Below are 23,255 nucleotides of genomic sequence, written 5' to 3'. Positions count from 1 at the left end.
GTTCAGCCGTCCCGGACGGCGTCCAGGGCGAGCAGGGCGACGTGCAGCGACAGGCAGTCGTCCACCGAGTCCAGGTCGACCCGGAGGATCCGGGAGATCCGGGCCAGCCGCTCGTAGAAGGCCGGCCGGGACAGGTGCGCCTTCGCGGCGGCGGCCGACTTGTTCCGGCCGCTCTCCAGATAGCCGCGCAGGGTGCCGAGCAACTGCTCACGGGGATGCTCGGCGTCGTGGGTCAGCAGCGGCCCGAGTTCGCGTTCGACGAAGGTCTGCAACCTCGGCTCGTCCCGGAGCAGGTGCAGCAGCCCGGCCAGCCCGACCTGGGGCAACCGGTAGACCGGCAGGTCCCGTCGACCCCGGCGGGCGGCGTCGGCGACCTGGCGGGCCTCGATCAGCGAGCGCCGGGCCTCCCGTACGGTGCCCACGCCCGAGCCGGCCGCCACGATCACCGCGCCCGGTGCACCCCGGACGCCCCCGGGGGCGGTGTCCAGGCGTACCCGGTCCAGGGCCGCCGCGAAGGCGGCCAGCGCGGCCTCCTCGGTCCCGGCGTCCCGCAACGCCAGCACGGCACCGACCGCCTGGTCGTCCAGGGTGCTGGCCAGCCCGCTCAGCTCGGCGTCCCGGAGCGCCTGGCTGACCGCCTCGGCCAGGTCCCGCAGCCGGGCCTGCCCGGCCGGGCCGCCCGCCGCCGCACCCGCGCCCGCCTCGTCGGCGCGGTACCGGACCACGACCCCGACCAGGTGCCGACGATCCAGCGGTACGCCGAGGGCGCGAGCCCGCAACGCCACCTCGTCGACCGGCCGGGTGTGGTCGAGCAGCGCGGTGAGCAGGGTGCGGTGGATCTGCCGCTCCAGCCCCTCGGCGTCCCGCCGGATCAGTCGGCCCAGCGCCAGGGTGGAGGCGGCCCGCTCGATCAGGATCGTCAACCGGGTCGACGGCCCGCCCGGCGCGGCGGCCGGCAACTCACCGGTCGGCCAGCGCAGCAGCAGCCGTCCCCAGTCCTGCCCCCGGGCACCGACCGTGGTGTAGAGCCAGCCGGCATCCGGGTCGTAGCCGGTCCGGCCGGTCGGGCGGATCCGCCGGGAGTGCTGCTCCCAGCCCCGGAGCAGCAGCTCGGCGCTCTCCCCCGCCGGTTCGTACGCCAGCACCTGCCGGGAGAGGTTCTCCAGGATCACCGGGCAGCCGGCCAGTACGGCGGCCTGCCGGACCACCTCGGCCGGCTCGGCGCCCTCGACGGAGAGTTCGGTGAACCGCTGGTGGATCTCCTCCGTCGCCCGCAGCTCGGCGAGCTGGGCATCGACGATCAGCCCGTGCACCGCCTCGGTGATCCGGACGAACGGCGTGACCCGGCACAGCTCGACCAGCGGCAGGTTGCGGCGCTCGGCCGCCGCGACCATCGCCCGGGGTACCGCCGTCGGATAGCGCCGGCCCAGCTCGACCAGGAGTCCGGAGACCCCGACGTCGGCCAGCTCGCCGATGAAGGCGCGCAGCCCGGCGTCGTCGCCGGGCAGGCCGATGCCGGTGGTGAGCACCAGTTCTCCGCCGCTGAGCAGGGCGGCGATGTCCGGGACCTCGGCGGCGTGCACCCACCGTACGAGCCGGTCCAGCCCGGCCGTGCCGGCGACCACCCGGGGGCCGCCGTGCCGGACCGGGTCGAGGGCCAGTACCTCACGCACGGTAGGAAACACGGGCTCGACGGTACCGCCCGGTTGAACCGCCGCCCCTCCTCCTCGGCCACCCGCCCCGGTGTCCGGCTCACCGGGAGTGTTCGGCCGGCCGGTGCGGGTCGAACGCTCCCGGCTCAGCCAGCCGGCGGCTGTCACAGGACGCTGGGCCGGCCCCGGTCGACGATGTGCAACGGCACGTCCCGCTCGACGCGCTCCAGTACGGCAGCCGCGTTGCCGCCCCTGGCCGCCCCGTACTCCGGCTCGGTCAACGCCACGACCTGGAGGAAGGTCACCCGGCCGTGCGGGGTGTCCAGTACGCCCAACTGCGGGTCGACGGCGAACGCGAGTGCCGCGAGTTCGGTGGGCGAGTCCGCCTCCTGGTCCGGCCCGTCGTTGAACGTCCCCGGGGCGCAGTGGATCGTGTGGCCGGGAGCGAACGGCCGCTCCGCCAGGACATACCTGGCCAGTTGCTGCAACAGCACGGCCGCCCACTTCGGCGGTGCCTCGTCGGACGGGCGACGGGCCAACCGGATGCTGAACTCGATCCCCCAGCCCGACTCCTCCGGGTCGTCGGTCACCTTCTCGTAGAGTTCGGACATCCCGAAGCTCACCAGGTGCCAGTGCGGTCGCGGCTCGTCCGGCGCGTAGATCTGGATCGCGTCCAACGGATCCGGACCACCGGCCGAGTACGGCACGTCGGGCGCGAAGGTGCCCACCGGTTCGGTGTCGCCGTAGAGATCGTGCAACGCCACCTCGATCGCCGCCCAGCCGAGCGCCACGTCGGTGGAGATGGAGAACTCGGCGCCTTCCGGCAGGTCCTTCACCTGTCCGTGGATCTGGCCGGCGACGTTGACGCCGACCACGAAGTCGAGGGCGTGGATGTTGTCGAGCGTGACCGGACCACCGGCGACCGGCGGGTGCTTGAAGTCGTAGATCTGCTTGGCGGCGGGGACGATGCCGGCACGCTCGGCTTCCTGTGCCAGCCCGGCCATCAGGTACCGCTGCTGGCCCTCCGGCGTGTCCAGCTCCGCCCGTAGCTCCTCGACGTCGTCCCAGCACCGGGTCAGCGTGCCGTGCAGGATGCTGAGGAACCAGCAGCCGTCGTCGGACCGGAGGAAGACGTCCCCGAACGGGGAGGCGAAGAGTGGCACCTTGTCTGCTATATCGGCCCACTCCCACGCGTCCAGGGCACTCGCGTACTGCTCCGGCGAAAACTCTCGAATCAGATTCACGCGGGGATCCAACCACAGCCCTGCGACGGTGTGGCGCCGCGAGCCACTCGGGTGGAGGGCTGCCGCGCCCGCATCACAGCGGGTCGTCGCGGCCCAGCTCCCAGAACGCCACCGCTGCGGCGGCGGCCACGTTCAGCGAGTCCACGCCACGGCGCATCGGGATCGCCACCCGTACGTCGCTGGCGCTCTGCGCCGCACCGGTCAGCCCGGCGCCCTCGGCCCCGAACAGCAGCGCCGCACGGGCCCGCTGTGCCGGTTCGAGCCGCTGGATCGGCACCGCGTCGGCCGCCGGAGTGAGTGCGAGCACGGTGAAGCCGGCCTCGCGTACCTGGACCAGTCCGGCCGGCCAGGTCTCGAACTTCGCGTACGGCACCGCGAAGACCTCACCCATGCTGACCCGTACGCTGCGCCGGTAGAGCGGGTCGGCACAGGTGGGCGAGAGCAGCACGGCGTCCACCCCGAGCGCGGCGGCGCCCCGGAAGATCGCGCCGAGGTTGGTGTGGTTGTTGACGTCCTCCAGCACCACCACCCGGCGGGCGTCCCGGAGCACCTGCGACACGGTCGGCAGCTCACGACGGTGGAACGAGCCGAGTACGCCCCGGTGCACGTGGAAGCCGGTGGCCCGCTCCAGCACGGCCGGGCTGGCCGCGTAGACGGGTGCGTCGCCGGTCTCCAGGCCACCGAGCTGGTCGACCCGTTTCGCGTCGACCAGGAAGGAGCGCGGCCGGTAGCCGGCCCGGACCGCCCGGCGCAGCACGAGTTCGCCCTCGGCGATGAAGAGCCCGTTCGGCGGCTCCCACCGGGTACGCAGCTCGACGTCGGTGAGCGCCCGGTAGTCGGCGATCCGGGGGTCCTCCGGGTCGGTGATCACTTCGGCGGGCACGGTGGTCGGTGCGTCGGACACCCCACCGATTCTTCCCGGTCCCCGCGCCGCCACTCCCCCGGCCCCGGCAGGTGGCACCGCGCGGAACAAAACGGATAGTCCGATAGGGACGGGACAGGTCTGGTCAGGACGGGGTGGGGCCGGGTGTGGCGGGGCCGAGCCCGCCACCCGCCGGCGCGACACCGAGGCCGCTGCCGCCGGAGACGCTCGCCGCCACCGCGCCGGAGGTAACCGGGCGGGTCAGCCCGGCCCGGCCGACCGCGGGTACCAGCCGCCGGGCCCGCCAGGCGATCCCGATCCCGGCGGCGAGCACGAACATCGCGCCGAGGGCGTGCAGTGCCGAGGCCAGCATCCCGCCGACGCCGAGCAGCGGAGCCGCGATCATCAGCAGTACGCCATCGGACTGGCTGAACACTCCGGACCGGTACAGCGCCAGACCGGTCAGCCACCAGCCGACGGAGTAGAGCACCCCGCCGCTGACGGCGATGACCTGGCCCGCCCTGCCGAACTCCGCCGAGGGGTCCGGCAGCCCGCCGAACGGGAGTACCAGCATCGTCCCGGCGACCGCGACCAGCAGGCCGGCCGTACCGACGCCTCGGGTCCGGGTGGTGACCAGCAGGCTGGCCAGCGCCATCAGGGCGAGCAGGCCGAGCCAGAGCGCACCGATCCAGCCGAGCAGGTGGGCCGGACGCGGCTGGGTGAGGAACGGTGCGTCGCCGGCACCGACCAGGGTCACCGAACCGTACACAATGGCATAACCGGGCAGTGACCAGACGGCGAGCCGGGCCAGCCGGCGCAGCGACCAGGCCCAGGTCGCGTCGCTGGCCGGTTCGCTGGTGCCACGCTCCACCACGAACGGCAGGAAACCGAAGCCGCCGTACGGCCAGCGCCCGGAGACCGGATCCGGTACGCCACCGACGCCCGGTCCGGCGCCGGCTGTCCGCTTCGATGCCGTCGGTGTCGTCAGGAGCGTGGGATCACGCTTGGGGTTCGAGGGGTGGTTTTCCGCTTTCGAGGGGTGGATCACGCGCGTCACCTCGCTCAACGTGCTGCCGGGCGGGCACGGGCGCGATCCGCTTCGACGCCCCGCTCCTTCACACCACCCGTCGCTAGACCGATCGTGTCAGGAGTCGGGTCGCCGCGCGGACGCTTTGCGGGAATAGGCCGGCGAGAGAGACCAGCGGCAGGTCAGCCCCGCTCGGACTGCCTATCCACAGTGGAATCGTCGAGCAGGCTGGCCGGCGAGACCGGTTCCGGCGCCGGCAACTCCCCGGTCGCGGGCCGGGAGGTCACCTGCGCCTCGGCGGCGCGTACCTCGGCGTTGACCTCCTGGGCCGCTACGGCGGCGGCCCGGGCCGCCTCCGCCGCCTCGCGCTCGACCGCACCGGCGTCGACCGTGGCGTGCGGTTCGTCCCCGGCGGCCTGGCTCAGCCCGCCGAGCGCCCCGCCGAGCCCCTCCAGCGCCTTGGTCAGCTCGGCCGGCACGATCCAGACCTTGTTCGCCTGCCCGTTGGCGATCTGCGGCAGCGCCTGGAGGTATTGGTACGCCAGCACCTTCTGACTCGGGTTGGCCTGGTGGATCGCGTCGAAGACGGTACGGATCGCCTTGGCCTGACCCTCCGCCTGGAGGATCCGGGCCTGCCGGTCACCGTCGGCGCGGAGCACCGCGGCCTGCTTCTCACCCTCGGCGGAGAGGATCTGCGACTGCTTGTGCCCCTCGGCGTTGAGGATCGCGGCCCGGCGGTCCCGCTCGGCGCGCATCTGCTTCTCCATCGAGTCACGGATGCTCGGCGGCGGCTCGATGGCCTTGATCTCCACCCGGGTCACCTTGATGCCCCACCGTCCGGTCGTCTCGTCGAGTACGCCGGAGAGGTGCCGGTTGATCTCCTCGCGGCTGGTCAGCGCCCGCTCCAGGTCGAGCGAGCCGATGACGTTCCGCAGGGTGGTGACGGTCAACTGCTCGATGGCCTGGAGGAAGTTCGAGATCTCGTAGGTCGCCTTCACCGAGTCGACGACCTTGAAGTAGAGCACCGTGTCGATCGAGACGACCAGGTTGTCCGAGGTGATCACGGGCTGCGGCGGGAAGCTGACCACCTGCTCCCGCATGTCGACCTTGGTGCGTACCGCGTCGATGAAGGGGACCAGCAGGTTGAGGCCGGGGTTGAGGGTGCGCTTGTAGCGGCCCAGCCGCTCGACCACGTCCTCCCGCTGCTGCGGCACGATCCGTACCGCCCGGATCAGGGTCACCACCGTGATCAGTGCCACGGCGGCCAACAGCAGGCCGATCACCGTTTCCACGTCGTGCTCACCTCTTTTTATCTGGTTGCTCGTCAATTGTGAACTCGTCCCGCCAGACCAGGGCGGTCACGCCTTTGACCTCGATCACCCGCACCCGGGTGCCGGGCTCGATCACCTGGGTGGCGTCGTATGAGCGGGCGGTCCAGATCTCCCCGTCGATCTTGACCACGCCGGTGTTCGCGTCCACCTGCTCCAGGACCAGGGCGCTGCTCCCGGTGATCGCCCGCACCCCGAACGGCTGCTCGTCACCGGAGAGTTCGGCCGTGCGGTGCCGCTTGATGACGGGGCGGGCGACGGCCACGGTCAGCGCCGAGACTGCGGCGAAGACCACCGCCTGGAGGGCCAGCGGGGCGCCGAGGGCCGCCGCGCCGGCCGCGGCGAACGCCCCGACCCCGAACATGACCAGGAAGAGGGTGGTCGTGAAGATCTCCGCGACGACCAGCACGACGCCCAATACGATCCACAGGAGCGGCTCCACACCTCATCCTGGCACGCTCGCGCACGTAGCGGCGACCCGCTATCGACGTACATAAGATCTCGGATGCCGGGATCCGGCGATCGGCGTCATCCGGTCAACCGGCCGGGTCCGGTTCCGTCCCGGCCGGTCCGGTTCGGATAATTCAGTCCGGTTCCCGTTCCCGAGTCCGAGGAGGCAGCCCGTGGCCCCCCTGTCGCCGGAGTCCGGCCTACTGCCGGAGACCACCCGCCGGATCGACGCGCTCGTCGCCCAGGCCCAGGCCACCGGCCGGGCACCCTCGCTGATCCTCGGGGTGCTCCGCGCTCCGGCCGCCGCCGATCCCGGCCCGGGCGGCGGGCTCGTGCACGTCGCCACGGCCGGCGAGACCCCGCCGCCGGATCCGGACATCCAGTACCGGATCGGCTCCATCACCAAGACGATGACCGCGGTCCTGTTGCTGCGCCAGCGCGACGAGGGGCTGCTCGACCTGGACGATCCGCTGGACCGGTACCTGCCCGGCAACCCGCTCGGCGCCGTCCGGCTGCGTCAACTCCTCGGCCACGCCGCCGGCCTGCAACGCGAACCGGACGGCGAGTGGTGGGAACGCTCCGCCGGTGCCGGTCTGGACACCCTGCTGGCCGGGCTGACCAGCGAGAAGCTGGCCTTCCCGGCCCACCGCACCTTCCACTACTCCAATCTGGCGTACGGACTGCTCGGGGCGGTGCTGGAACGGGTCACCGGGGAGTCGTGGTGGAAACTCGTCCGGTCCCGGCTGCTCGATCCACTGGGGATGGTCCGCACCTCCTACCAGCCGACCGACCCGTACGCCCTCGGTTACGTCGTACATCCCTGGCACGGCACGCTGCGCGAGGAGCCGCGTACCGACACCGGGGCGATGGCGCCGGCCGGGCAACTCTGGGCCAGCCTGGCCGACCTGGCCCGGTGGGCCGGCTTCCTCGCCGAGCCGGATCCGGAGATCCTCGCCCCGGAGACCCTGGCCGAGATGTGCGTCCCGGTGGCAATGGCCGATCTGGACTCCTGGACCGCCGGCTACGGGCTCGGCGTGGAACTGCACCGGGTCGGCGACCGGGTCTACGCCGGACACGGCGGTTCGATGCCCGGCTACGTGGCCACGCTCTCGGTACACCGGCCGTCCGGCACCGGCGTGGTCGGCTTCGCCAACGCGTACGGGCTGCGCGCCGGCTCGCTGCCGGTGCTCGGCCGGCAGGTGCTCACCGCGGTACTCGACGCCGAACCCGCGCCGGTCCGGCCCTGGCGTCCGGCGACCGCCCCGCCGGCCGCGGAGGTCGCCGAGTTGACCGGTCGCTGGTGGTGGATGGGCCGGGAGTTCGAGGTGGCCTGGGAGCCGACCGCCGAGGAACTGGTGGTCACTCAACTGCCGGTCGGTGCCGTCCCGCACTGGCGGTTCGGCCGGGACGGCACCGGCCGCTGGCGGGGCCGCTCCGGCATGAACAACGGTGAGATCCTCGCCGTCCGGCGCGACCCGACCGGTGCGGCCACGGCCCTCGACATCGCCACCTTCGTCTTCACCCGCGACCCCGACCGCCTCGACTGAACCGGTGGCGGAGCCGCCCCGATCCGGGGTCCTCGGCGAGCGGGGGCGGCGGGTCAGGGCGCGGACGGGACCGTGACGAAGTCGATGAGTCGTTCCATCGCGTTGATCAGCGGTGTCTCCACGTCGTGGAAGCTGTCGACCCGGCCGAGGATGCGCCGCCACATCTCGGCCGGCTCGGCCACCCCGAGGGCGGCACAGACGCCCTCCTTCCACGGCCGTCCCGGCGGCACCACCGGCCACGCCCGGATGCCGAGCGCCGACGGCTTCACGGCCTGCCAGACGTCGACGTACGGGTGGCCGGTGACGAGCACGTCCGGCGAGGTGACCGCCGCGACGATCCGGCTCTCCTTCGAGCCGGGCACCAGATGGTCGACAAGCACACCCAACCGCCGCCCCGGGCCCGGGCCGAACTCGCGGACCCGCTCGGCGAGCGCGTCGATGCCGTCCAGCGGCTCCACCACCACGCCCTCGATCCGCAGGTCGTCGCCCCAGATCCGTTCCACCAACGCCGCGTCGTGCACGCCCTCCACCCAGATCCGGCTGGCCTTGGCCACCTGGGCGGGCCGCCCGGGCACCGCGACCGATCCGGAGGCGGTCCGCCGACGCGGCGCCGGTGCCGCCGAGGGTGCTGCCGGGCGGCGCAGCGTCACCGGCTGCCCGTCGAGCAGGAACGCCGCCGGCAGCAGCGGGAAGTTCCGGCGCCGGCCGTGCCGGTCCTCCAGCACCACCGCACCGGACTCGAAACCCACCACCGCGCCACAGAACCCCGAGTCGGCGTCCTCCACCACCAGGTCGGGCTCGGCCGGCACCTCGGGTGTCACCTTGCGCCGCCGCCAGTCCCCGGCGAGCACGTCGTCGCCGTACATCCTCCCCATGGGAGGCGACGCTAACCGTTCACGGCCGGCCGGTCGGCGTTGACGCGCCGCCGGGCCGGCACCCGAGACAGCCGACACGAAGAGCACGTACCCTAGCCGCATGTCCCCCGCAACGGGCGCGGCGACTCTCGTGGCGCGCCGGTCCAGCCGTTTCGTGGCCTGGGTACGCGCTTGGCGCGCCGGGCTGGTGCCGTACGACGAGATCGCCGACGAGATCGCCGGTGGCGAGGAGCACCTCGTCGCCGACGCACCCGGCGCCTGGACCGACATCCCGCTGCGCGACGCGCTCTCCGCCTTCTCCAAGCTCTCGCCCGACGAGATCCGGCTGGTGCTGCCCGCACCCGGCGATCCGCGCGGGCTGCCCGGACCCGGCCCGTTCGCCTCGGCGGCCCTGCTGGCCGGCGAGGCGGTGGTGGCCCGGGGCCTCGGCGTGATTCCGGAGGTACGCACGCACACCAGCGGGTCCGGCATGACGTTCGAGACCGTGCTGTGGCGGGTACACCCGTTGCCGGAGACCGCTCCGGCCGCCTCTATCGGCAGTCCCGGCGCGGCCGAGGCCGAGGCCGAGCTGGCGGTGGCGCTCGCCGAGGCGACGGCGGCGCTGACCCGGCTCGACGTCGCGCAGTGGCGCCCGGAACTGGCCGGTGCGCTGGCCGCGCTGCGCCGCCCGGACAGCGGGATGGACCTGCCGCCCGGCTTCGATCCGCGCTCGCGCCGGCTGTTCGCCCGGGCCAGCGTGCTGGACCAGGTGCTCGCGCTGGCCGAGCACGCCGCACCCGGCGGTTCGGTCAACGGTTACGAGGCACAGCAGCGCGACGCCGCGCTGCGCCCGCTCACCGCCGCCTGTCGCCGGGCGGTCGTGGCCGCCTGCAACGCCCCGCTCTCGGCCTGACGTCGCCGCCGTCTGATCCGCCGAGTTATCTGACGCCGCCGTCCGTTCCGGCGAGCAGTCGCCGGAACTGTGCCGCCGCGACCCCGCCGACGGCCGTCCCCGGCGCGCAGACCGACCGCCCCGAACGAGCCGCTCCAGAGCCGCTCCGGACCGAGCCGCTCCGGGTCAGATCTCGTCGATCAGGTCGGCGACCGAGGAGACGATCCGGGACGGCAGGTACGGATAGCGTTCGGCCTCGGCCCGGGTGCTGATCCCGGTCAGCACCAGTACGGTCTGCAACCCCGCCTCCAGCCCGCAGAGGATGTCGGTGTCCATCCGGTCACCGATCATCGCGGTCGTCTCGGAGTGCGCGTCGATGGTGTTCAGCGCCGAGCGCATCATCATCGGGTTCGGCTTGCCGACGAAGTACGGCTCCACCCCGGTCGCCTTCGAGATCATCGCCGCCACCGAGCCGGCGGCCGGCAGCGCACCCTCGGCGGACGGGCCGGTCGGGTCCGGGTTGGTGCAGATGAACCGGGCCCCGCCGTCGATCAGCCGGACCGCCTTGGTGATCGCCTCGAAGCTGTACGTCCGGGTCTCGCCCAGCACCACGTAGTCGGGCGCGAAGTCGGTCAGCACGTACCCGACGGTGTGCATCGCGGTGGTCAGCCCGGCCTCCCCGATCACGTACGCCGTACCGCCGGGGCGCTGGTCGGCCAGGAACTGTGCGGTGGCCAGCGCGGCGGTCCAGATCGCGTGTTCGGGGACGTCGAAGCCCATCCGGTTCAGCCGGGCCTGGAGGTCCCGGGCGGTGTAGATCGAGTTGTTGGTCAGGATCAGGAACGGCTTGCCCGAGGCGCGCAGCGCCCGGACGAACTCGGGCGCGCCCGGCACCGGCTGCCCCTCGTGTACCAGTACCCCGTCCATGTCGGTGAGCCAGCTCTCCACCGGCTTCCGGTCACTCATGCCGACACTCCAGGCCGGCTGCTCTCGTTCATGGCTCTCCTAGGGGGTGGGGTCAGGGGCGCCGGGCCGGCTGGCAGCAGCCGGCCGGACAGGTGTCCCAGGCGGGCAGCGTACCCAGCCGGCGTCGCGCGGCCGTGTCGGCCGGGTTAAGCCGCTCGGTCACCAACTCCCGGACCATCGCCACGAACCTCCGGTCGGTGCCCGGGGTACCGGCCCGGACGAAGTCGAGGCCGAGCTGCTTGGCGGTCGCCGCCGCCTCGGTGTCGAGGTCCCAGACCACCTCCAGGTGGTCGGAGACGAAGCCGATCGGGCTGACCACCACCGAGGTGACCCCGTCGGCCGCGAGCGCCCGCAGGTGGTCGTTGACGTCCGGCTCCAGCCACGGCACCTGGGGCGGGCCGGAGCGGCTCTGCCAGACCAGGTCGTACGGCAGGCCGGGGGCGGCCCGCTCGGCCACCAGCGCGGCGGCCTCGCGGAGCTGCGCCTCGTACCGGCCGCCCTGGGGGCCGGCGGAAGCGGCCATCGAGACCGGGATCGAGTGGGCGGTGAAGACCAGCCGGGTACTGTCCCGCCGAGCCGGGTCGAGGGTGGCCAGCGCGTTCGCCACCGCGTCGGCGTGCGGCTCGACGAATCCGGGATGGTCCCAGTACTGCCGCAGCTTCTCGATCCGGGGCGCGTCCGGGCCCACCGCCGCCCGGGCGGTCGAGATGTCCTCCAGGTATTGCCGGCAGGAGGAGTAGCCGCCGTAGGCGCTGGTCACGAAGCCGAGCGCGGAGGTGATCCCGTCGTCGCGCAACTGGGCCACGGTGTCGGCGAGCATCGGGTGCCAGTTGCGGTTGCCCCAGTGCACCGGGAGGTCGAGCCCGTGCGCGGCGAAGTCGGCGCGGATCGCGGCGAGCAGGTCCCGGCACTGCTGGTTGATCGGCGACACGCCGCCGAAGTGCTGGTAGTGCTCGGCGACCTCGGCCAGCCGGTCCGGCGGCACGTTCCGTCCCCGGGTGACGTTGGCCAGGAACGGCAGGACGTCCTCGGGCCGTTCCGGGCCACCGAACGAGATCAGCACAACCGCGTCGTACGACATGGCACCATTGTTCCCGCCCCGGCCGGGCCGACCGGAACGGCCCCGTCCGCCAGCGGCGCCGGCCGGACGGGACCTTCCTCACATCGCGGCGCCGAGCGCGTGGTAGCCGCCGTCGACGTGCACGATCTCACCGGTGGTGGCCGGGAACCAGTCGGAGAGCAGCGCCAGGCAGGCCCGCGCGGCCGGCTCCTGGTCGGTCAGCGTCCAGCCCAGCGGGGCCCGCTCGGCCCAGGCGTCCTCGAACTGCTGGAAGCCCGGGATCGACTTCGCCGCCATGGTGCGCAGCGGCCCGGCCGAGACCAGGTTGCTGCGGATCCCCTTCGGGCCGAGGTGCAGCGCCAGGTAGCGGGAGGCGGACTCCAGGCCGGCCTTGGCCACGCCCATCCAGTCGTACACCGGCCAGGCCTTGGTGGCGTCGAAGGTGAGCCCGACCACCGCGCCGCCCGCGCTCATCAGCGGCAGCGCGGCCACCGCGAGCGACTTGTAGGAGTACGTCGAGACGTGAACCGCGGTCGCCACGTCCTCCCACGGCGCGTCCAGGAAGCCGCCGCCGAGGCAGCTCTGCGGCGCGAAGCCGATCGAGTGCACCACCCCGTCCAGCCCGTCGACGTGCTCGCGGACCCGGTCCGCCAGGCTGGCCAACTGCTCGGCGTCGGTGACGTCCAGCTCGATCACCGGCGCGGGCTCGGGCAGCCGCCTGGCGATCCGCTCGACCAGCGACATCCGGCCGAAGCCGGTGAGTACCACCGTCGCACCGTTCTCCTGGGCGAGCTTCGCGACCGAGAACGCGATCGACTGGTCGGTGATGACACCGGTGACGAGCAGCCGCTTGCCGGCCAGCAGTCCAGACACGTGAAGATCCTCCATACCCTCGTGGTCCCCCGCGTCCCGTGGCCGGTCCGGGTCCGTCCCGGCCGATCACGGCGCCTGGGCGATTGTGCCAGTCAGAGCCCGGACCCGGGCCGGTCAGCGCCGCGAATCCGGGCCGGTCAGTGCCCCGGGCCCGGGGCGTTCAGTGCCGCGTGCCCGGACTGGTCGGTGCCCCATTCCCTGGCCGGTCAGTGGCCCATGCCGAGGCCGCCGTCGACCGGGACGACCGCCCCGGAGACGTAGCCGGCGGCGTCGGAGGCCAGCCAGGTCACCACCCCGGCCACCTCGTCCGGGCTGGCCATCCGGCCGGCCGGGATGGACTTGCGGATCTCCGCCTTGCGCTCCTCGGGGAGTACCGCCGTCATGTCGGTGTCGATGAACCCGGGCGCGACCACGTTGGCGGTGATGTTGCGGCTGCCCAGCTCCCGGGTGATCGACCGGGCCACCCCGACCAGGCCGGCCTTGCTCGCCGCGTAGTTCACCTGGCCGGCACCGCCGGAGAGGCCGACCACCGAGGAGACGAAGACCATCCGCCCCCAGCGGGCCCGGAGCATCTTGCCGGAGGCCCGCTTGGCGCACCGGAACGCGCCGGTCAGGTTGGCGTCGAGGACCCGGGTGAACTGCTCCTCGGACATCCGCAGCAGCAGCGTGTCGTCGGTGATCCCGGCGTTGCAGACCAGCACCTCGACCGGGCCCAGCTCCGCCTCGACGGCCGAGAACGCCTCGTCGACCTGGCCGCTGTCGGTGATGTCACACCGGACCCCGAAGAGGTCGGCCGGCGGGTTGCTGCCCCGGTGGGTGACCGCCACCCGGTCGCCCTGCTTGGCGAAGGCCTGCGCGATGGCGAGGCCGATACCCCGGTTGCCTCCGGTCACCAGCACGGTTCGGGCCACGGGTGTCCTCCTCACGGACGGTACGGACGTGCGGGTTGGAGACTAGGCGCTACCGGCAGGTAATCCGTAACCCGGGTGGCGTGCTACCCGGGTACTACCCGGGGGATCGTGCCACGGGGTGACGACGGGGAGGTCCTGGCACCCGTACCCTGCCGCTGATGGAGAACGGCACCACTGCGGTCCTGCGCGTCGGACGGGACGACCTGCGCCGACTGTTGCTCGGGGCGGACTATCCGCCGTCCCCGCCGACCGGCCCGCCCGGCAGGTGGCGGCGGCGGTGGCGCCGGATCCAGCAGTTCATCGCGCCGGTGCTGGTCTTCGCCCTGGTCGGGATAACCATCGCCAGCGTGCAGTACCTGACCGACACCCGGGGCATGCCCGAGCCGCTGGCGGTGCTGATCGGCGTTCTCGGGACCCTGCCGGCGGTGCTGGCCCCGTACCGTCCCCTGCTCGCCTGGCGGATCGGCTACCCCCTGCTCTACCTCGGCGTGGTCGACGCGCTGCCGCGCGAGTCCTGGCCGTGGAGCCCGGTCCAGATCATCGCCTTCCTCTTCGTTCTCCTGCTGCTGGCCGCCCGGACCAGCCTGGGGATCGCCACCTGGGCGGGGCTGCTCAGCGTGCTGCCGGCGTACCTGTTCGTGTCGAACAGGGCGAACGCGCACGGGGTCGCGATCCTCTTCCTGGCGATCCTGATCGTCGGCGACCAGGTGCGGCGGCGCCGGCAGAGCCAGCGAGCCCTGGCCGAGCAGGCCGAGCGGAGCGAGCTGGAGCAGGCCCGCCGGGCGGTGCTGGAGGAACGGACCCGGATCGCCCGGGAGATGCACGACGTCGTCGCGCACCACATGTCCATGATCGCCGTGCAGGCGGAGACCGCGCCGTACCGGCTGACCGGGCTGGCCGAGCCGACCCGGGCCGAGTTCGCCGCGATCGCCACGGCGGCCCGGGGAGCGCTGACCGACATGCGCCGGGTGCTCGGCGTACTCCGCAGCGAGTCGGCGGCACCGGAGACCGCGCCGCAGCCGGGGCTGGGCGACGTACCGGAGCTGGTCGAGGCGGCCCGCCGGGCCGGCATGGCGGTGACGGTCGCCGCCGGCCCGGGGCCGCCGGAGGGCCGGCCGGTACCGGAGGCGGTCGGGCTGGCCGCGTACCGGATCATCCAGGAAGCCCTGGCCAACGCGGCCCGACACGCGCCCGGGACGGCCGTGCGGGTCTCCGTGGACGCGGACGACCGGGCGCTGATCGTCGGCATCTGGAACGACCCGGCCGCCACGCCCGGGCCCGGCGCCGGCCAGCCGGGGGACGCCGCCGGCCCCGCCGGGCACGGACTGACCGGGATGCGGGAGCGGGTCCGGCTGCTCGGCGGCCGGCTGCGGGCCGGCCCGACCGACGACCAGGGGTACGCGGTCACCGCGCACCTGCCCTATGATCCGGAGCCGACCGACCGGTGAACCTTGCTCGACCTGGACCGCGCGGCCTGCGCGCCCCGACCTCCACCTGCGGCCACGACCGGTCGGATGGTTCGGTGCGGACGGTCCGGGGCGAGCCCGACGGAGGTACGACCCGATGATCCGGGTGTTGATCGCCGACGACCAGGCGATGGTCCGGCAGGGCTTCGGGGCGCTGCTGGCGGCCCAGCCCGACCTGCTGGTGGTCGGCGACGCGGCGAACGGCGCCGAGGCGGTCACCGCGGCCCGGCGGCTCGACCCGGACGTGGTGCTGATGGACGTCCGGATGCCGGTGCTGGACGGCCTGGCCGCGACCCGGCAGCTCCTCGGCGACCGGCCGGAGACGGCCCGGCCCCGGGTGCTCATCCTGACCACGTTCGACCTCGACGACTACGTCTACGAGGCGCTGCGGGCCGGCGCCAGCGGCTTCCTGCTCAAGGACGCCCCGGCCGCCGACCTGGTGCACGCGGTCCGGGTGGTCGCGGCCGGGGACGCGCTGCTCGCCCCGGCGGTGACCCGCCGGCTGATCGCCGAGTTCGCCGCCCGGCCCGGTCGGGACCGGCCTCGGCCGGTCAGCCTGGCCGGGCTCACCCCCCGGGAGACCGAGGTGCTGCGGCTGATCGCCCGGGGCCGCTCCAACGGCGAGATCGCCGCCGAGCTGGTGGTCGCCGAACAGACCGTGAAGACCCACGTCGGGCGGATCCTGAGCAAACTCGACCTGCGCGACCGGGCCCAGGCGGTCGTGGTCGCCTACGAGTCCGGACTGGTCGCGGCCGGCGACTAACTCCCCGGTCTCCCCGCGCCGGCTTCTCTGGTCTCCCCGCGCCGGCTTTTCTGGTCTCCCCGGGCCGGCGACGGTACGCCTCCGGGCGGCGGTCGGCGGGCTGGCGGCACCGGTCGGGTGGTTCCCTGGTAGCCCTCCCCTAGTCCCCGGGTAGCTCGCCGGAAGCCGTCCCGTGGCGTGACGCGGCGACCCCCTCCGAGCACGCATTCTCTGCTCCGAAGGCGATCGGAGGGAGATCGGGATGGGGTGGCGACCGGCGGTACGGGGGGCGGTGGCCGGGCTGCTCGCGCTGGGGCTGATGGTGCCGCCGCCGGCCGGGGCGAGCGAGGTGGCGGTGGCGCGGGCCGGGTTCGTCGAGGCGTACCCGCCGGTGGCGGCGGCGATGCGGGCGGCCGGTGCGCCGTACGCCGACTGGGTGGCCGCCGGACGCTCCTTCCTGGCGTTCGACCCGCACGGCGACGGGCTGGCCGTGGAGGTACTCGGCGACCTCGGCAGCGCCGACCGGATCGCGGTACTGGTGCCCGGGGTGGACAGCACCCTGCGGGACTTCGACCGGGGCCTGGGCGGGGTACGCCGACGCGCCCCGGCCGCACAGGCCCGCGCGCTGTACGACGAGATCCGGGCCACCCGGCCCGGTGCCCGGGTGGCGGTGCTGGCCTGGCTCGGCTACGACCCGCCGAACGGGCTGGGCCGGGCGGCGGCCCGCTCGGAGCACGCCCGGGCCGGGGCGGACGCCATGGTCGAGCTGACCCGGACGCTGACCCGGCACCGCCCCGACGCGACGGTGACGCTCGTCGGGCACAGCTACGGCGCGCTGGTGGTCGGGCTGGCCGCGCCGGAGGTGCCGCCACAGGTGACCGACCTGGTGACGCTGGCCGGGATCGGGATGGGCGTGGACCGGGCGGCCGACCTGGGCACCGGCGCCCGGGTCTGGGCCGCCGAGGCGCCGGACGACTGGATCCGCCGGCTGCCCCCGGTGCGGGTGTTCGGCTTCGGGCACGGCGTCCGGCCGGCCAGCCCGGAGTTCGGCGCCCGGCCGCTGCCGGTGGACGGGGTGACCGGGCACGACGGCTACCTGGTGCCGGGCAGCGCGACGCTGCACGCGACCGCCCTGGTCACGCTCGGCGCGACCCGGCCGACCAGTGGGACGGCGGTGACGCCCCGATGAGCGTCCTCGAACGACGGCGGATCGACCGCCCGGCACCGCCCCGGCACCGTACTCCGCCGGACGGTGCCGGCCGGGACCGGGGGATCGACGGGCTGCGGGCGTACGCGATCGGCGGGGTGGTGTTCGGGCACTGGCTGGTCACCGCCCTGGTACTCGGCTCGGACGGCGCGCTGCACACCGCCAGTCCGCTGGCCTCGATGCCGGCGCTGACGCCGGTGACCTGGCTGTTCCAGACGCTCGGGCTGTTCTTCTTCGTCAGCGGTTACGCCTCGGCCCGGTCGCTCCGCTCGGCCACCGCCCGGGGGCTCGATCCGGCCCGGTGGCTGGGTCGGCGGCTCGGTCGACTGGGCCGGCCGGTGTTGCTGCTGCTCGGCGGCTGGCTGGCGGTACTGGCGGTGGCGGCCCTGCTCGGCACTCCGGCGGGTACCCTGCGGACCGCCGCCACGCTGGTGGTCAGTCCACTGTGGTTCCTGCTGCCGCTGGTACTGCTGATCGCGTCGACCGCACCGCTGGCCCGGGCACTGGACCGGTACGGTCCGGTCCGGCTGGCCGTACCCGCCGTGGCGTTGGTCACGTTGAGCGACCTGGCCGGGCGGATCGGCGAGGCGTCGGGCTGGCCGGTGTCGCTGCCCGGGGACGGGGGGTGGCGGGTACCGGTGGCGGTGCTGGCCGGTTGGCTGCTGCCGTACCTGCTCGGGATGGCCCTCGCCGACGGCCGGCTCGGCGGCCGGCGGACCGCCGTCGGGTTGCTGCTCGGCGGTGCCGCCGGGATGGCGGTGCTGGGCTGGGCGGGCTATCCGCTGAGCGCGGTCGGGGTGCCCGGGGACGGGATGTCCAACCTCGACCCACCGTCGCTGTTCGCGGTCTGCCTGGCACTCGCCCAGGTCGGCGTGGCGCTGCTGGTCCGGCCGGTGTTGGGCCGAGCGCTGGCCCGGCCGAACCGGTGGGCTCCGGTGAACCGGCTCAACGCCGTGGCGATCAGCGTCTACCTGTGGCACCAGAGCACCCTGCTCGGGGTGACCGCGCTGGCCGCGCTCGCCGCCCGGCTGGCCGGCACCGGCGCGGTACCCGGACTGCACACCGCACCGGACGGACCCGGTTGGGTGGCCGCCCGGCTGGCCTGGCTGCCGCTGCTGCTCCTGGTGCTGTCCGTACTGGTCGGGCGGGCCGGCGGCGACCGGCGACGGAGATCCGGAGGGGTCCAGGGCAGCCTTGACCGGCCCGGACGGTGACCGGCGAGACCCTGTTCCGCGCCGGCTCGGGTCGGAGAGCCGACACCGGAGGCCCGGATGGCCGACTGCGGCCACCGGGCCTGCCGGGTGTACGATGACTCGCGTTCCAGGTCCGGTCGACAGATGGAGGTGATCGCTGTGCGAAATAGCGATCCTCCCAGTCGTGGCCGGGTCCTTGGTCAGTCCGCCTGAGCCGTGACGTCTCCCGCCGACTGACCCAGTTCCGCTCCACACCGCACCCCGAGCCGCTCCGGCATCTGCCGGCGCGCCGGCCCGGCTGTGCGTATCCGATGGCTGTCGCCGAGCCGAGGTGTGTGGAGCCGCCCGGCCACGACTTCGTGTGCGCGTCCACTGATTCCCGAGACACCCCGCCCGGCCCTGCGCCGGACCCGGCGCGTCTCCAGTCGCCACCCGGAGAGCAGAATCATGCAGCGTTACGTCGCCCCGCTGGGCTTCACCCTCGCCGCCGCCTGGGTCGTGCTGGTCTTCATCCTGGTCCGCGCGACCCCGTGACGACCGCCGCGACGAACGCGGAGCCCGCCAGACCGGCGCCTCCGCAGGGTCGTCCGTCCAGCAGTCCATCCAGCAGTCCGTCCGCACGTACCCGGCCGGGCCGGTAACCGGCACCGACCGGGTACGTCCACACGCCCGTCCCGCCCCCGTCACACCAGGCGGGACGTCCAGAGCAGGCTCAGTCCCGCCGCGCAGAGCGCGAAGAGCAGCGCGATCCCGGCGTACCACTGGGTGATCTCCCGGGCCTCGGTGCGGAACCCGATCGAGCTGCCCATGTCCTGGTAGACCTGCTTCAGCTCACTGACCGAGGCCGCCTCGTAGAAGAAGCCCTGGGTCGTCTCGGCCAACTCGGCCAGGGCCAGCCGGTCGACCGGTACCCGCTGCACCTGGCCGCCGATGTCGACCTGGCCGGAGTCGGTGCCGAACGCAATGGTCGAGACCGGCACGTTCGCCGCCTGCGCCGCCGCGCCGGCCTCCTCGACCGAGCGGCCCGAGGTGCGGTAGCCGTCGGAGAGCAGCACGATCCGGGCCGGCGGGATGCCCTGGGCGCCGTCCGCCGGCACCGACCGGATCGCCTCCAGGCAGGTGAAGACCGCCTCGCCGGTCGCGGTCGCCTCGGCCAGCACCAGCCCGTCGATCGCCTGGGTGACCGCCGGACGGTCCTTGCCGGGCGGCACCAGCACGTTGGCGGACTTGGCGAAGGCGACCAGCCCGAGGTTGTAGGTCGGCGGCAGCTCCCCGACGAACTGCTTCGCCGCCTCCTGGGCCGCCTCCAGCCGGTTCGGCGCCACGTCGTCGGCCTCCATCGACAGCGACACGTCGATCGCCAGCATGATGGTGGCCCGCTCCAGCGGCTCCTTGGTGTCGACCGCCGGCCGGGCCATCCCGGTGGCCAGCACCAGCAGGCTGAGCAGCATCACCCCGGCCGCCGCGTGCCGGCGCCAGCCGATCCCCTTCGGCGCCAGGCTGCGCAGCAGCTCGACGTTGGTGAACCGCATCGCGTACGTGCGGCGGTGCAACTGCCGCCAGACGTACGCCCCGGCGAGCAGCAGCACCGGCAGCACGGCCAGCAGCCACCACGGTTGCAGAAAACGGATCATCGTGTCGTCCCCCGGGTACGGGCGTGCCGCTGCGCTGCGACGAAGCGCACCATGTCCAGCAGCCAGTCGGAGTCGGTACGCAGCCGCAGGTGTGCCGCCCCGGCGGCCCGCAGCTCGTGGGCGATGGCACCGCGCTGGGCAGCCGCCGCGGCGGCGTAACGGCGCCGCAGCCGTGGGTCGGCGGTCTGCACCTCGTGCAGCTCACCGGTCTCGGGGTCGACGACGGGCAGCACCCCGACGTCCGGCAGCTCCAGTTCACGCGGGTCGACCACCTCGACGGCGAGCACCTCGTGCCGGACCCCGAGCTTGCGTACCGGGCGTCCCCACTGCGCTGGCGGGGCCAGGAAGTCGGAGATCACCACGGCCATCCCACGGCGCCGGGGCGGGCGGTTGAGCGCGTCCACCAGCAGGCCGAGGTCGGTACGCCCCGGTCGGGTCGGCGTGCCGGCGATGGTCCGGAGCAGCCCCTGCGCCTCCTTCCGACCCGGCCGGGCCGGCAGCCTCAGCACCCCCGGTGGCGTGGCCGACGATCCGGTCCCGCCGTCCCGGGGCGGGCCGGTGCCGATCACCGCGCCGATCCGGTTGCCGCCGCGCACGGTCAGGTGGGTGATCGCCGCCGCCGCCGCGATCACGAGTTCGCGCTTCAGCCAGCGGCCGGTGCCGAAGTCGAGGCTGGCCGAGAGGTCCACCGCCAGCCAGGTCTCCAGTTCCCGGTCGACCACCGTACGCCGGACGTGCGGCACGGTCGTCCGGGCCGTCACCGGCCAGTCCATCCGGCGTACGTCGTCGCCGGGGCGGTATTCCCGGGACTCCCCCGCCTCGGTACCCGGCCCGGGGAGCAGTCCGAGGTAGTCGCCCTGGAGCAGCCCGTCGAGTTTGCGGGTGACCAGCAACTGCAACCGGGAGAGTACGGCCTCGGCCCGGGCCGGGTTGGCGTCGGTCGCCGACATCATGCCGGCGGGCGGCCGGGCCACGCCGGGCCGCTCGCCGGTATTCCGGACGCCGGCCCGAGGGCGGCTCCGGGACCGTTCGGCGGGGCGGGGGTGGCGTTCTGCCGGGGCGCGACCGAGGGCAGCGGGATGGTGGACATCACCCGGTCGACGACGTGGTCGGCGGGGATGTTGTCGGCCAGCGCGTCGTAGCTGAGCACCAGCCGGTGCCGGAGGATGTCCGGGGCGATGTCCTGGACGTCCTGCGGCAGCGCGTAGTCCCGGCCGCGCATCAGGGCGAGCGCCCGGGTGGCCCGGACGATGCCGAGCGAGGCGCGCGGGCTGGCGCCGTACTGGATGAGCTGGGCCACGTCCGGCATCCCGTGCTCGGCCGGGGCGCGGGTCGCCAGCACCAGGCGTACGGCGTAGTCGACCAGGGCGTTGTGCACGAAGACCTGGTCGGCCTTCTGTTGCAGCCCGACGAGTTCGAGCGGGGTGAAGACCGACGACGGCTCGGGGGCGCTGACCCCCATCCGGTAGACGATCTCGCGCTCCTCGGCGTCGGTGGGATAGCCGACGATGATCTTCATGAGGAAGCGGTCCCGCTGTGCCTCGGGCAGCGGATAGACACCCTCCTGCTCGATCGGGTTCTGGGTGGCCATCACCAGGAACGGGTGTGGCACCCGGTGGGTCTGCCCGCCGATCGACACCTGCTGCTCGGACATCACCTCCAGCAGCGCCGACTGCACCTTGGCCGGCGCCCGGTTGATCTCGTCGGCGAGAAGGAAGTTCACGAAGACCGGGCCGAGTTCGACGTCGAACTTCTCGCTCGACTGCCGGTAGATCCGGGTGCCGACGATGTCCGCGGGGACCAGGTCCGGAGTGAACTGCACCCGGGCGAAGGTACCGCCGACCACCCGGGCCAGGGTCTCCACCGCGAGCGTCTTGGCCACCCCCGGTACCCCCTCGAGCAGGCAGTGCCCCCGGGCCAGCAGGGCGACGAACATCCGCTCGACCATCCGGTCCTGCCCGACGATGACCCGCTTGACCTCGAAGAGGGCTCGTTCCAGCATGGTGGCGTCCTCGGCCGGGGTGCTGCCCACGGTGGGGACGGCACCGCCGACGTCGGGCGGGGTCGGGGTGTCGGGCGTCGTCGGCTGGGCCACCGGTCCTCCACAGCGGGGTCAGGGAATCAGGGGTCGGCGCGGGCCGACGCCCCCAAGCCTCGCACGCCCGGCTGAGAGACCGCGAAGGGAGAACCGGATTTGCGGCTCCATCCCGCGCATTTGCGCCTCCGGGAGGCGCGCAATCCGCGAAACGGTCGATGGTGGGTAGACATAGAGGGGTTTTCTCTGTGTACGATGCAGCGAATCGCCGGGCGGCTCCCCCCGTGGCCGCCCGGCGATCTCTTCCTCCGGGTCCCACCACCGGCGCCGTAGACTCGCCGCCGTGAGTGACGGGCTTCCAGCCGCCAGCAGTTCCCCGCCGGCCGACAATCCACCCCGGATCTGCTCCGCCAAGGGCTGTCGTGCAGCGGCCGTCTGGGCGTTGCGCTGGAACAATCCCCGGCTGCACACCCCGGAGCGGCGCAAGACCTGGCTCGCCTGTGCCGAGCACCGGCAGTCGCTCGGCGACTTCCTCGGCGCGCGCGGGTTCCTTCGCGAGGTAACACCCGCCGAGGGATCGCCTACGCTCGACACGTGAACGAGCGAGGCGGCGACCGGAGCGAGCACGGCGCGGACGACCGGAGCGAGCACGGCGGAGACAGCCGCGGCGAAGACGGCCGGAGCGAGCACGGCGGAGAGTCGACCGGCGAGCCGGCGGGCGGGCGGTCCACGGCCGGGCCGACCGACCCGCTGGAACCATGGCCGGAGACCGTACGCTGGCAGCCCGTCTCCTCGGACCTGATAAAGGTCGAGGCGCTGCGGCTCGGGATCGGCATGCTGGCCCTCGCCGCCGGTGCCGGAATCGGTCTCGCGTTCACCGGTCACTGGTTCTTCGGCCTCGCGCTCGGCGCGGTGGTCGTGCTGACCCTCTGGCGGCTGGCGGTGATCGTCCGGGCCGTCCGCGCCTGGGGGTACGCCGAACGCGACCACGACCTGCTGGTCCGGCACGGCCTGCTGGTCCGCCGGCTGTCGATCGTGCCGTACGCCCGGATGCAGTTCGTCGACGTCACCGCCGGGCCGCTGGAGCGGGCCTTCGACCTGGCCACCGTGCAACTACACACCGCCGCCGCCGCGAGCGACGCCCGGGTGCCGGGCCTGCGTCCGGCCGAGGCGTCCCGACTGCGCGACCGGCTCACCGCACTCGGCGAGGACAGGGCGGAGGGTCTTTGACTTCGTCCCCGCTCTAAAGGACGGGGATTCCCTGGGTCGCCCCAGAGGTTTCCTGTTTCTCCGCCGATCGCAGAAGGGAGGA

Annotated in this window: 23 protein-coding genes; 9 read left to right on the top strand and 14 right to left on the bottom strand. The window is 73.6% G+C overall.

Features of this window, described 5'->3' with window-relative positions; genetic code table 11:
- Positions 1-2: 2 nt before the first annotated feature.
- The 6 genes from Pma05_RS24090 to Pma05_RS24065 form a co-directional block, all read right to left on the bottom strand.
- Positions 3-1,685 carry a PucR family transcriptional regulator gene (locus Pma05_RS24090; RefSeq protein WP_203859737.1) on the bottom strand — a complete coding sequence of 561 codons (1,683 nt, stop codon included), beginning with the start codon at positions 1,683-1,685 and terminating at the stop codon, positions 3-5.
- A 131-nt stretch (positions 1,686-1,816) separates the two neighbouring features.
- Positions 1,817-2,896 (bottom strand): suppressor of fused domain protein, encoded by a 1,080-nt coding sequence (locus Pma05_RS24085; RefSeq protein WP_203859736.1) that lies wholly within the window; start codon positions 2,894-2,896, stop codon positions 1,817-1,819.
- A gap of 73 nt (positions 2,897-2,969) precedes the next feature.
- A complete protein-coding gene (locus tag Pma05_RS24080; protein WP_372441544.1) occupies positions 2,970-3,800 on the bottom strand; it encodes a TrmH family RNA methyltransferase in 831 nt (276 codons plus the stop codon).
- Positions 3,801-3,903: 103 nt separating this feature from the next.
- On the bottom strand, positions 3,904-4,806 hold the full coding sequence (locus Pma05_RS24075; RefSeq protein WP_203859735.1) for a hypothetical protein: 903 nt from the start codon (positions 4,804-4,806) through the stop codon (positions 3,904-3,906).
- A gap of 161 nt (positions 4,807-4,967) precedes the next feature.
- A complete protein-coding gene (locus tag Pma05_RS24070; RefSeq protein WP_203859734.1) occupies positions 4,968-6,077 on the bottom strand; it encodes an SPFH domain-containing protein in 1,110 nt (369 codons plus the stop codon).
- Between the two features lie 7 nt (positions 6,078-6,084).
- Positions 6,085-6,555 (bottom strand): NfeD family protein, encoded by a 471-nt coding sequence (locus tag Pma05_RS24065; protein ID WP_203859733.1) that lies wholly within the window; start codon positions 6,553-6,555, stop codon positions 6,085-6,087.
- Positions 6,556-6,745: 190 nt separating this feature from the next.
- Between Pma05_RS24065 and Pma05_RS24060 the strand changes: the two genes are divergently transcribed.
- Positions 6,746-8,110: a serine hydrolase domain-containing protein gene (locus tag Pma05_RS24060; protein ID WP_203859820.1), complete on the top strand. Its 1,365-nt coding sequence runs from the start codon at positions 6,746-6,748 to the stop codon at positions 8,108-8,110.
- A 53-nt stretch (positions 8,111-8,163) separates the two neighbouring features.
- Here the strand turns inward: Pma05_RS24060 and Pma05_RS24055 are convergent, their stop codons facing one another.
- Positions 8,164-8,985: a DUF3097 domain-containing protein gene (locus Pma05_RS24055; protein WP_203859732.1), complete on the bottom strand. Its 822-nt coding sequence runs from the start codon at positions 8,983-8,985 to the stop codon at positions 8,164-8,166.
- Between the two features lie 100 nt (positions 8,986-9,085).
- On the opposite strand from Pma05_RS24055, the gene Pma05_RS24050 reads away from it, so the two are divergent.
- Positions 9,086-9,877: an Rv1486c family protein gene (locus Pma05_RS24050; protein WP_203859731.1), complete on the top strand. Its 792-nt coding sequence runs from the start codon at positions 9,086-9,088 to the stop codon at positions 9,875-9,877.
- A 165-nt stretch (positions 9,878-10,042) separates the two neighbouring features.
- Here the strand turns inward: Pma05_RS24050 and Pma05_RS24045 are convergent, their stop codons facing one another.
- From Pma05_RS24045 to fabG, 4 genes are all read right to left on the bottom strand, one after another.
- Complete coding sequence (locus tag Pma05_RS24045; RefSeq protein ID WP_203859730.1) at positions 10,043-10,822, bottom strand: HAD-IIA family hydrolase; 780 nt, start codon at positions 10,820-10,822, stop codon at positions 10,043-10,045.
- A gap of 52 nt (positions 10,823-10,874) precedes the next feature.
- Positions 10,875-11,903, bottom strand: a complete 1,029-nt coding sequence (locus Pma05_RS24040) for a ferrochelatase (RefSeq protein ID WP_203859729.1) — start codon at positions 11,901-11,903, stop codon at positions 10,875-10,877.
- A gap of 78 nt (positions 11,904-11,981) precedes the next feature.
- On the bottom strand, positions 11,982-12,755 hold the full coding sequence (gene fabI, locus Pma05_RS24035; protein WP_203859728.1) for an enoyl-ACP reductase FabI: 774 nt from the start codon (positions 12,753-12,755) through the stop codon (positions 11,982-11,984).
- 206 nt (positions 12,756-12,961) lie between these two features.
- Positions 12,962-13,666, bottom strand: coding sequence for a 3-oxoacyl-ACP reductase FabG (gene fabG, locus Pma05_RS24030; RefSeq protein ID WP_203859727.1), 705 nt, complete (start codon positions 13,664-13,666; stop codon positions 12,962-12,964).
- 158 nt (positions 13,667-13,824) lie between these two features.
- Here fabG and Pma05_RS24025 point away from each other — a divergent pair, with 158 nt between their 5' ends.
- The 5 genes from Pma05_RS24025 to Pma05_RS24005 all read left to right on the top strand — a co-directional run bounded on the left by Pma05_RS24025 (position 13,825) and on the right by Pma05_RS24005 (position 18,808).
- Positions 13,825-15,114 (top strand): sensor histidine kinase, encoded by a 1,290-nt coding sequence (locus tag Pma05_RS24025; protein WP_203859726.1) that lies wholly within the window; start codon positions 13,825-13,827, stop codon positions 15,112-15,114.
- Between the two features lie 115 nt (positions 15,115-15,229).
- Entirely contained in the window at positions 15,230-15,895 is a 666-nt protein-coding gene (locus tag Pma05_RS24020; protein WP_203859725.1) for a response regulator, read from the top strand.
- A 241-nt stretch (positions 15,896-16,136) separates the two neighbouring features.
- Entirely contained in the window at positions 16,137-17,063 is a 927-nt protein-coding gene (locus Pma05_RS24015; RefSeq protein ID WP_203859724.1) for an alpha/beta hydrolase, read from the top strand.
- Complete coding sequence (locus tag Pma05_RS24010) at positions 17,060-18,295, top strand: acyltransferase family protein (protein WP_203859723.1); 1,236 nt, start codon at positions 17,060-17,062, stop codon at positions 18,293-18,295. Before Pma05_RS24015 ends, Pma05_RS24010 begins: the two co-directional genes overlap by 4 nt.
- A 312-nt stretch (positions 18,296-18,607) precedes the next feature.
- Complete coding sequence (locus Pma05_RS24005; protein ID WP_203859722.1) at positions 18,608-18,808, top strand: hypothetical protein; 201 nt, start codon at positions 18,608-18,610, stop codon at positions 18,806-18,808.
- Positions 18,809-18,957: 149 nt separating this feature from the next.
- On the opposite strand, the gene Pma05_RS24000 is transcribed toward Pma05_RS24005, so the two are convergent.
- Genes Pma05_RS24000 through Pma05_RS23990 form a run of 3 tightly spaced genes read right to left on the bottom strand, consistent with a single transcriptional unit; the run spans position 18,958 to position 22,003 of the window.
- Complete coding sequence (locus Pma05_RS24000) at positions 18,958-19,908, bottom strand: VWA domain-containing protein (RefSeq protein WP_203859721.1); 951 nt, start codon at positions 19,906-19,908, stop codon at positions 18,958-18,960.
- The gene (locus Pma05_RS23995) at positions 19,905-20,861 is read right to left on the bottom strand and encodes a DUF58 domain-containing protein (RefSeq protein WP_203859819.1); all 957 of its coding nucleotides are present in this window, start codon (positions 20,859-20,861) and stop codon (positions 19,905-19,907) included. The genes Pma05_RS24000 and Pma05_RS23995 overlap by 4 nt, the downstream gene beginning before the upstream one ends.
- A complete protein-coding gene (locus Pma05_RS23990) occupies positions 20,858-22,003 on the bottom strand; it encodes an AAA family ATPase (protein ID WP_203859720.1) in 1,146 nt (381 codons plus the stop codon). The genes Pma05_RS23995 and Pma05_RS23990 overlap by 4 nt, the downstream gene beginning before the upstream one ends.
- Positions 22,004-22,286: 283 nt before the next feature.
- Between Pma05_RS23990 and Pma05_RS23985 the strand changes: the two genes are divergently transcribed.
- Both Pma05_RS23985 and Pma05_RS23980 read left to right on the top strand, forming a co-directional pair.
- Complete coding sequence (locus Pma05_RS23985) at positions 22,287-22,541, top strand: hypothetical protein (protein ID WP_239312988.1); 255 nt, start codon at positions 22,287-22,289, stop codon at positions 22,539-22,541.
- 152 nt (positions 22,542-22,693) lie between these two features.
- Positions 22,694-23,173 (top strand): PH domain-containing protein, encoded by a 480-nt coding sequence (locus tag Pma05_RS23980; protein WP_239313010.1) that lies wholly within the window; start codon positions 22,694-22,696, stop codon positions 23,171-23,173.
- The last annotated feature ends 82 nt before the right edge of the window (positions 23,174-23,255 follow it).

Origin of the sequence: Plantactinospora mayteni, assembly GCF_016862935.1 — a bacterium.
Taxonomy (GTDB): Bacteria; Actinomycetota; Actinomycetes; order Mycobacteriales; family Micromonosporaceae; genus Plantactinospora; species Plantactinospora mayteni.
This window is presented reverse-complemented; position numbering and strand designations above follow the sequence as displayed.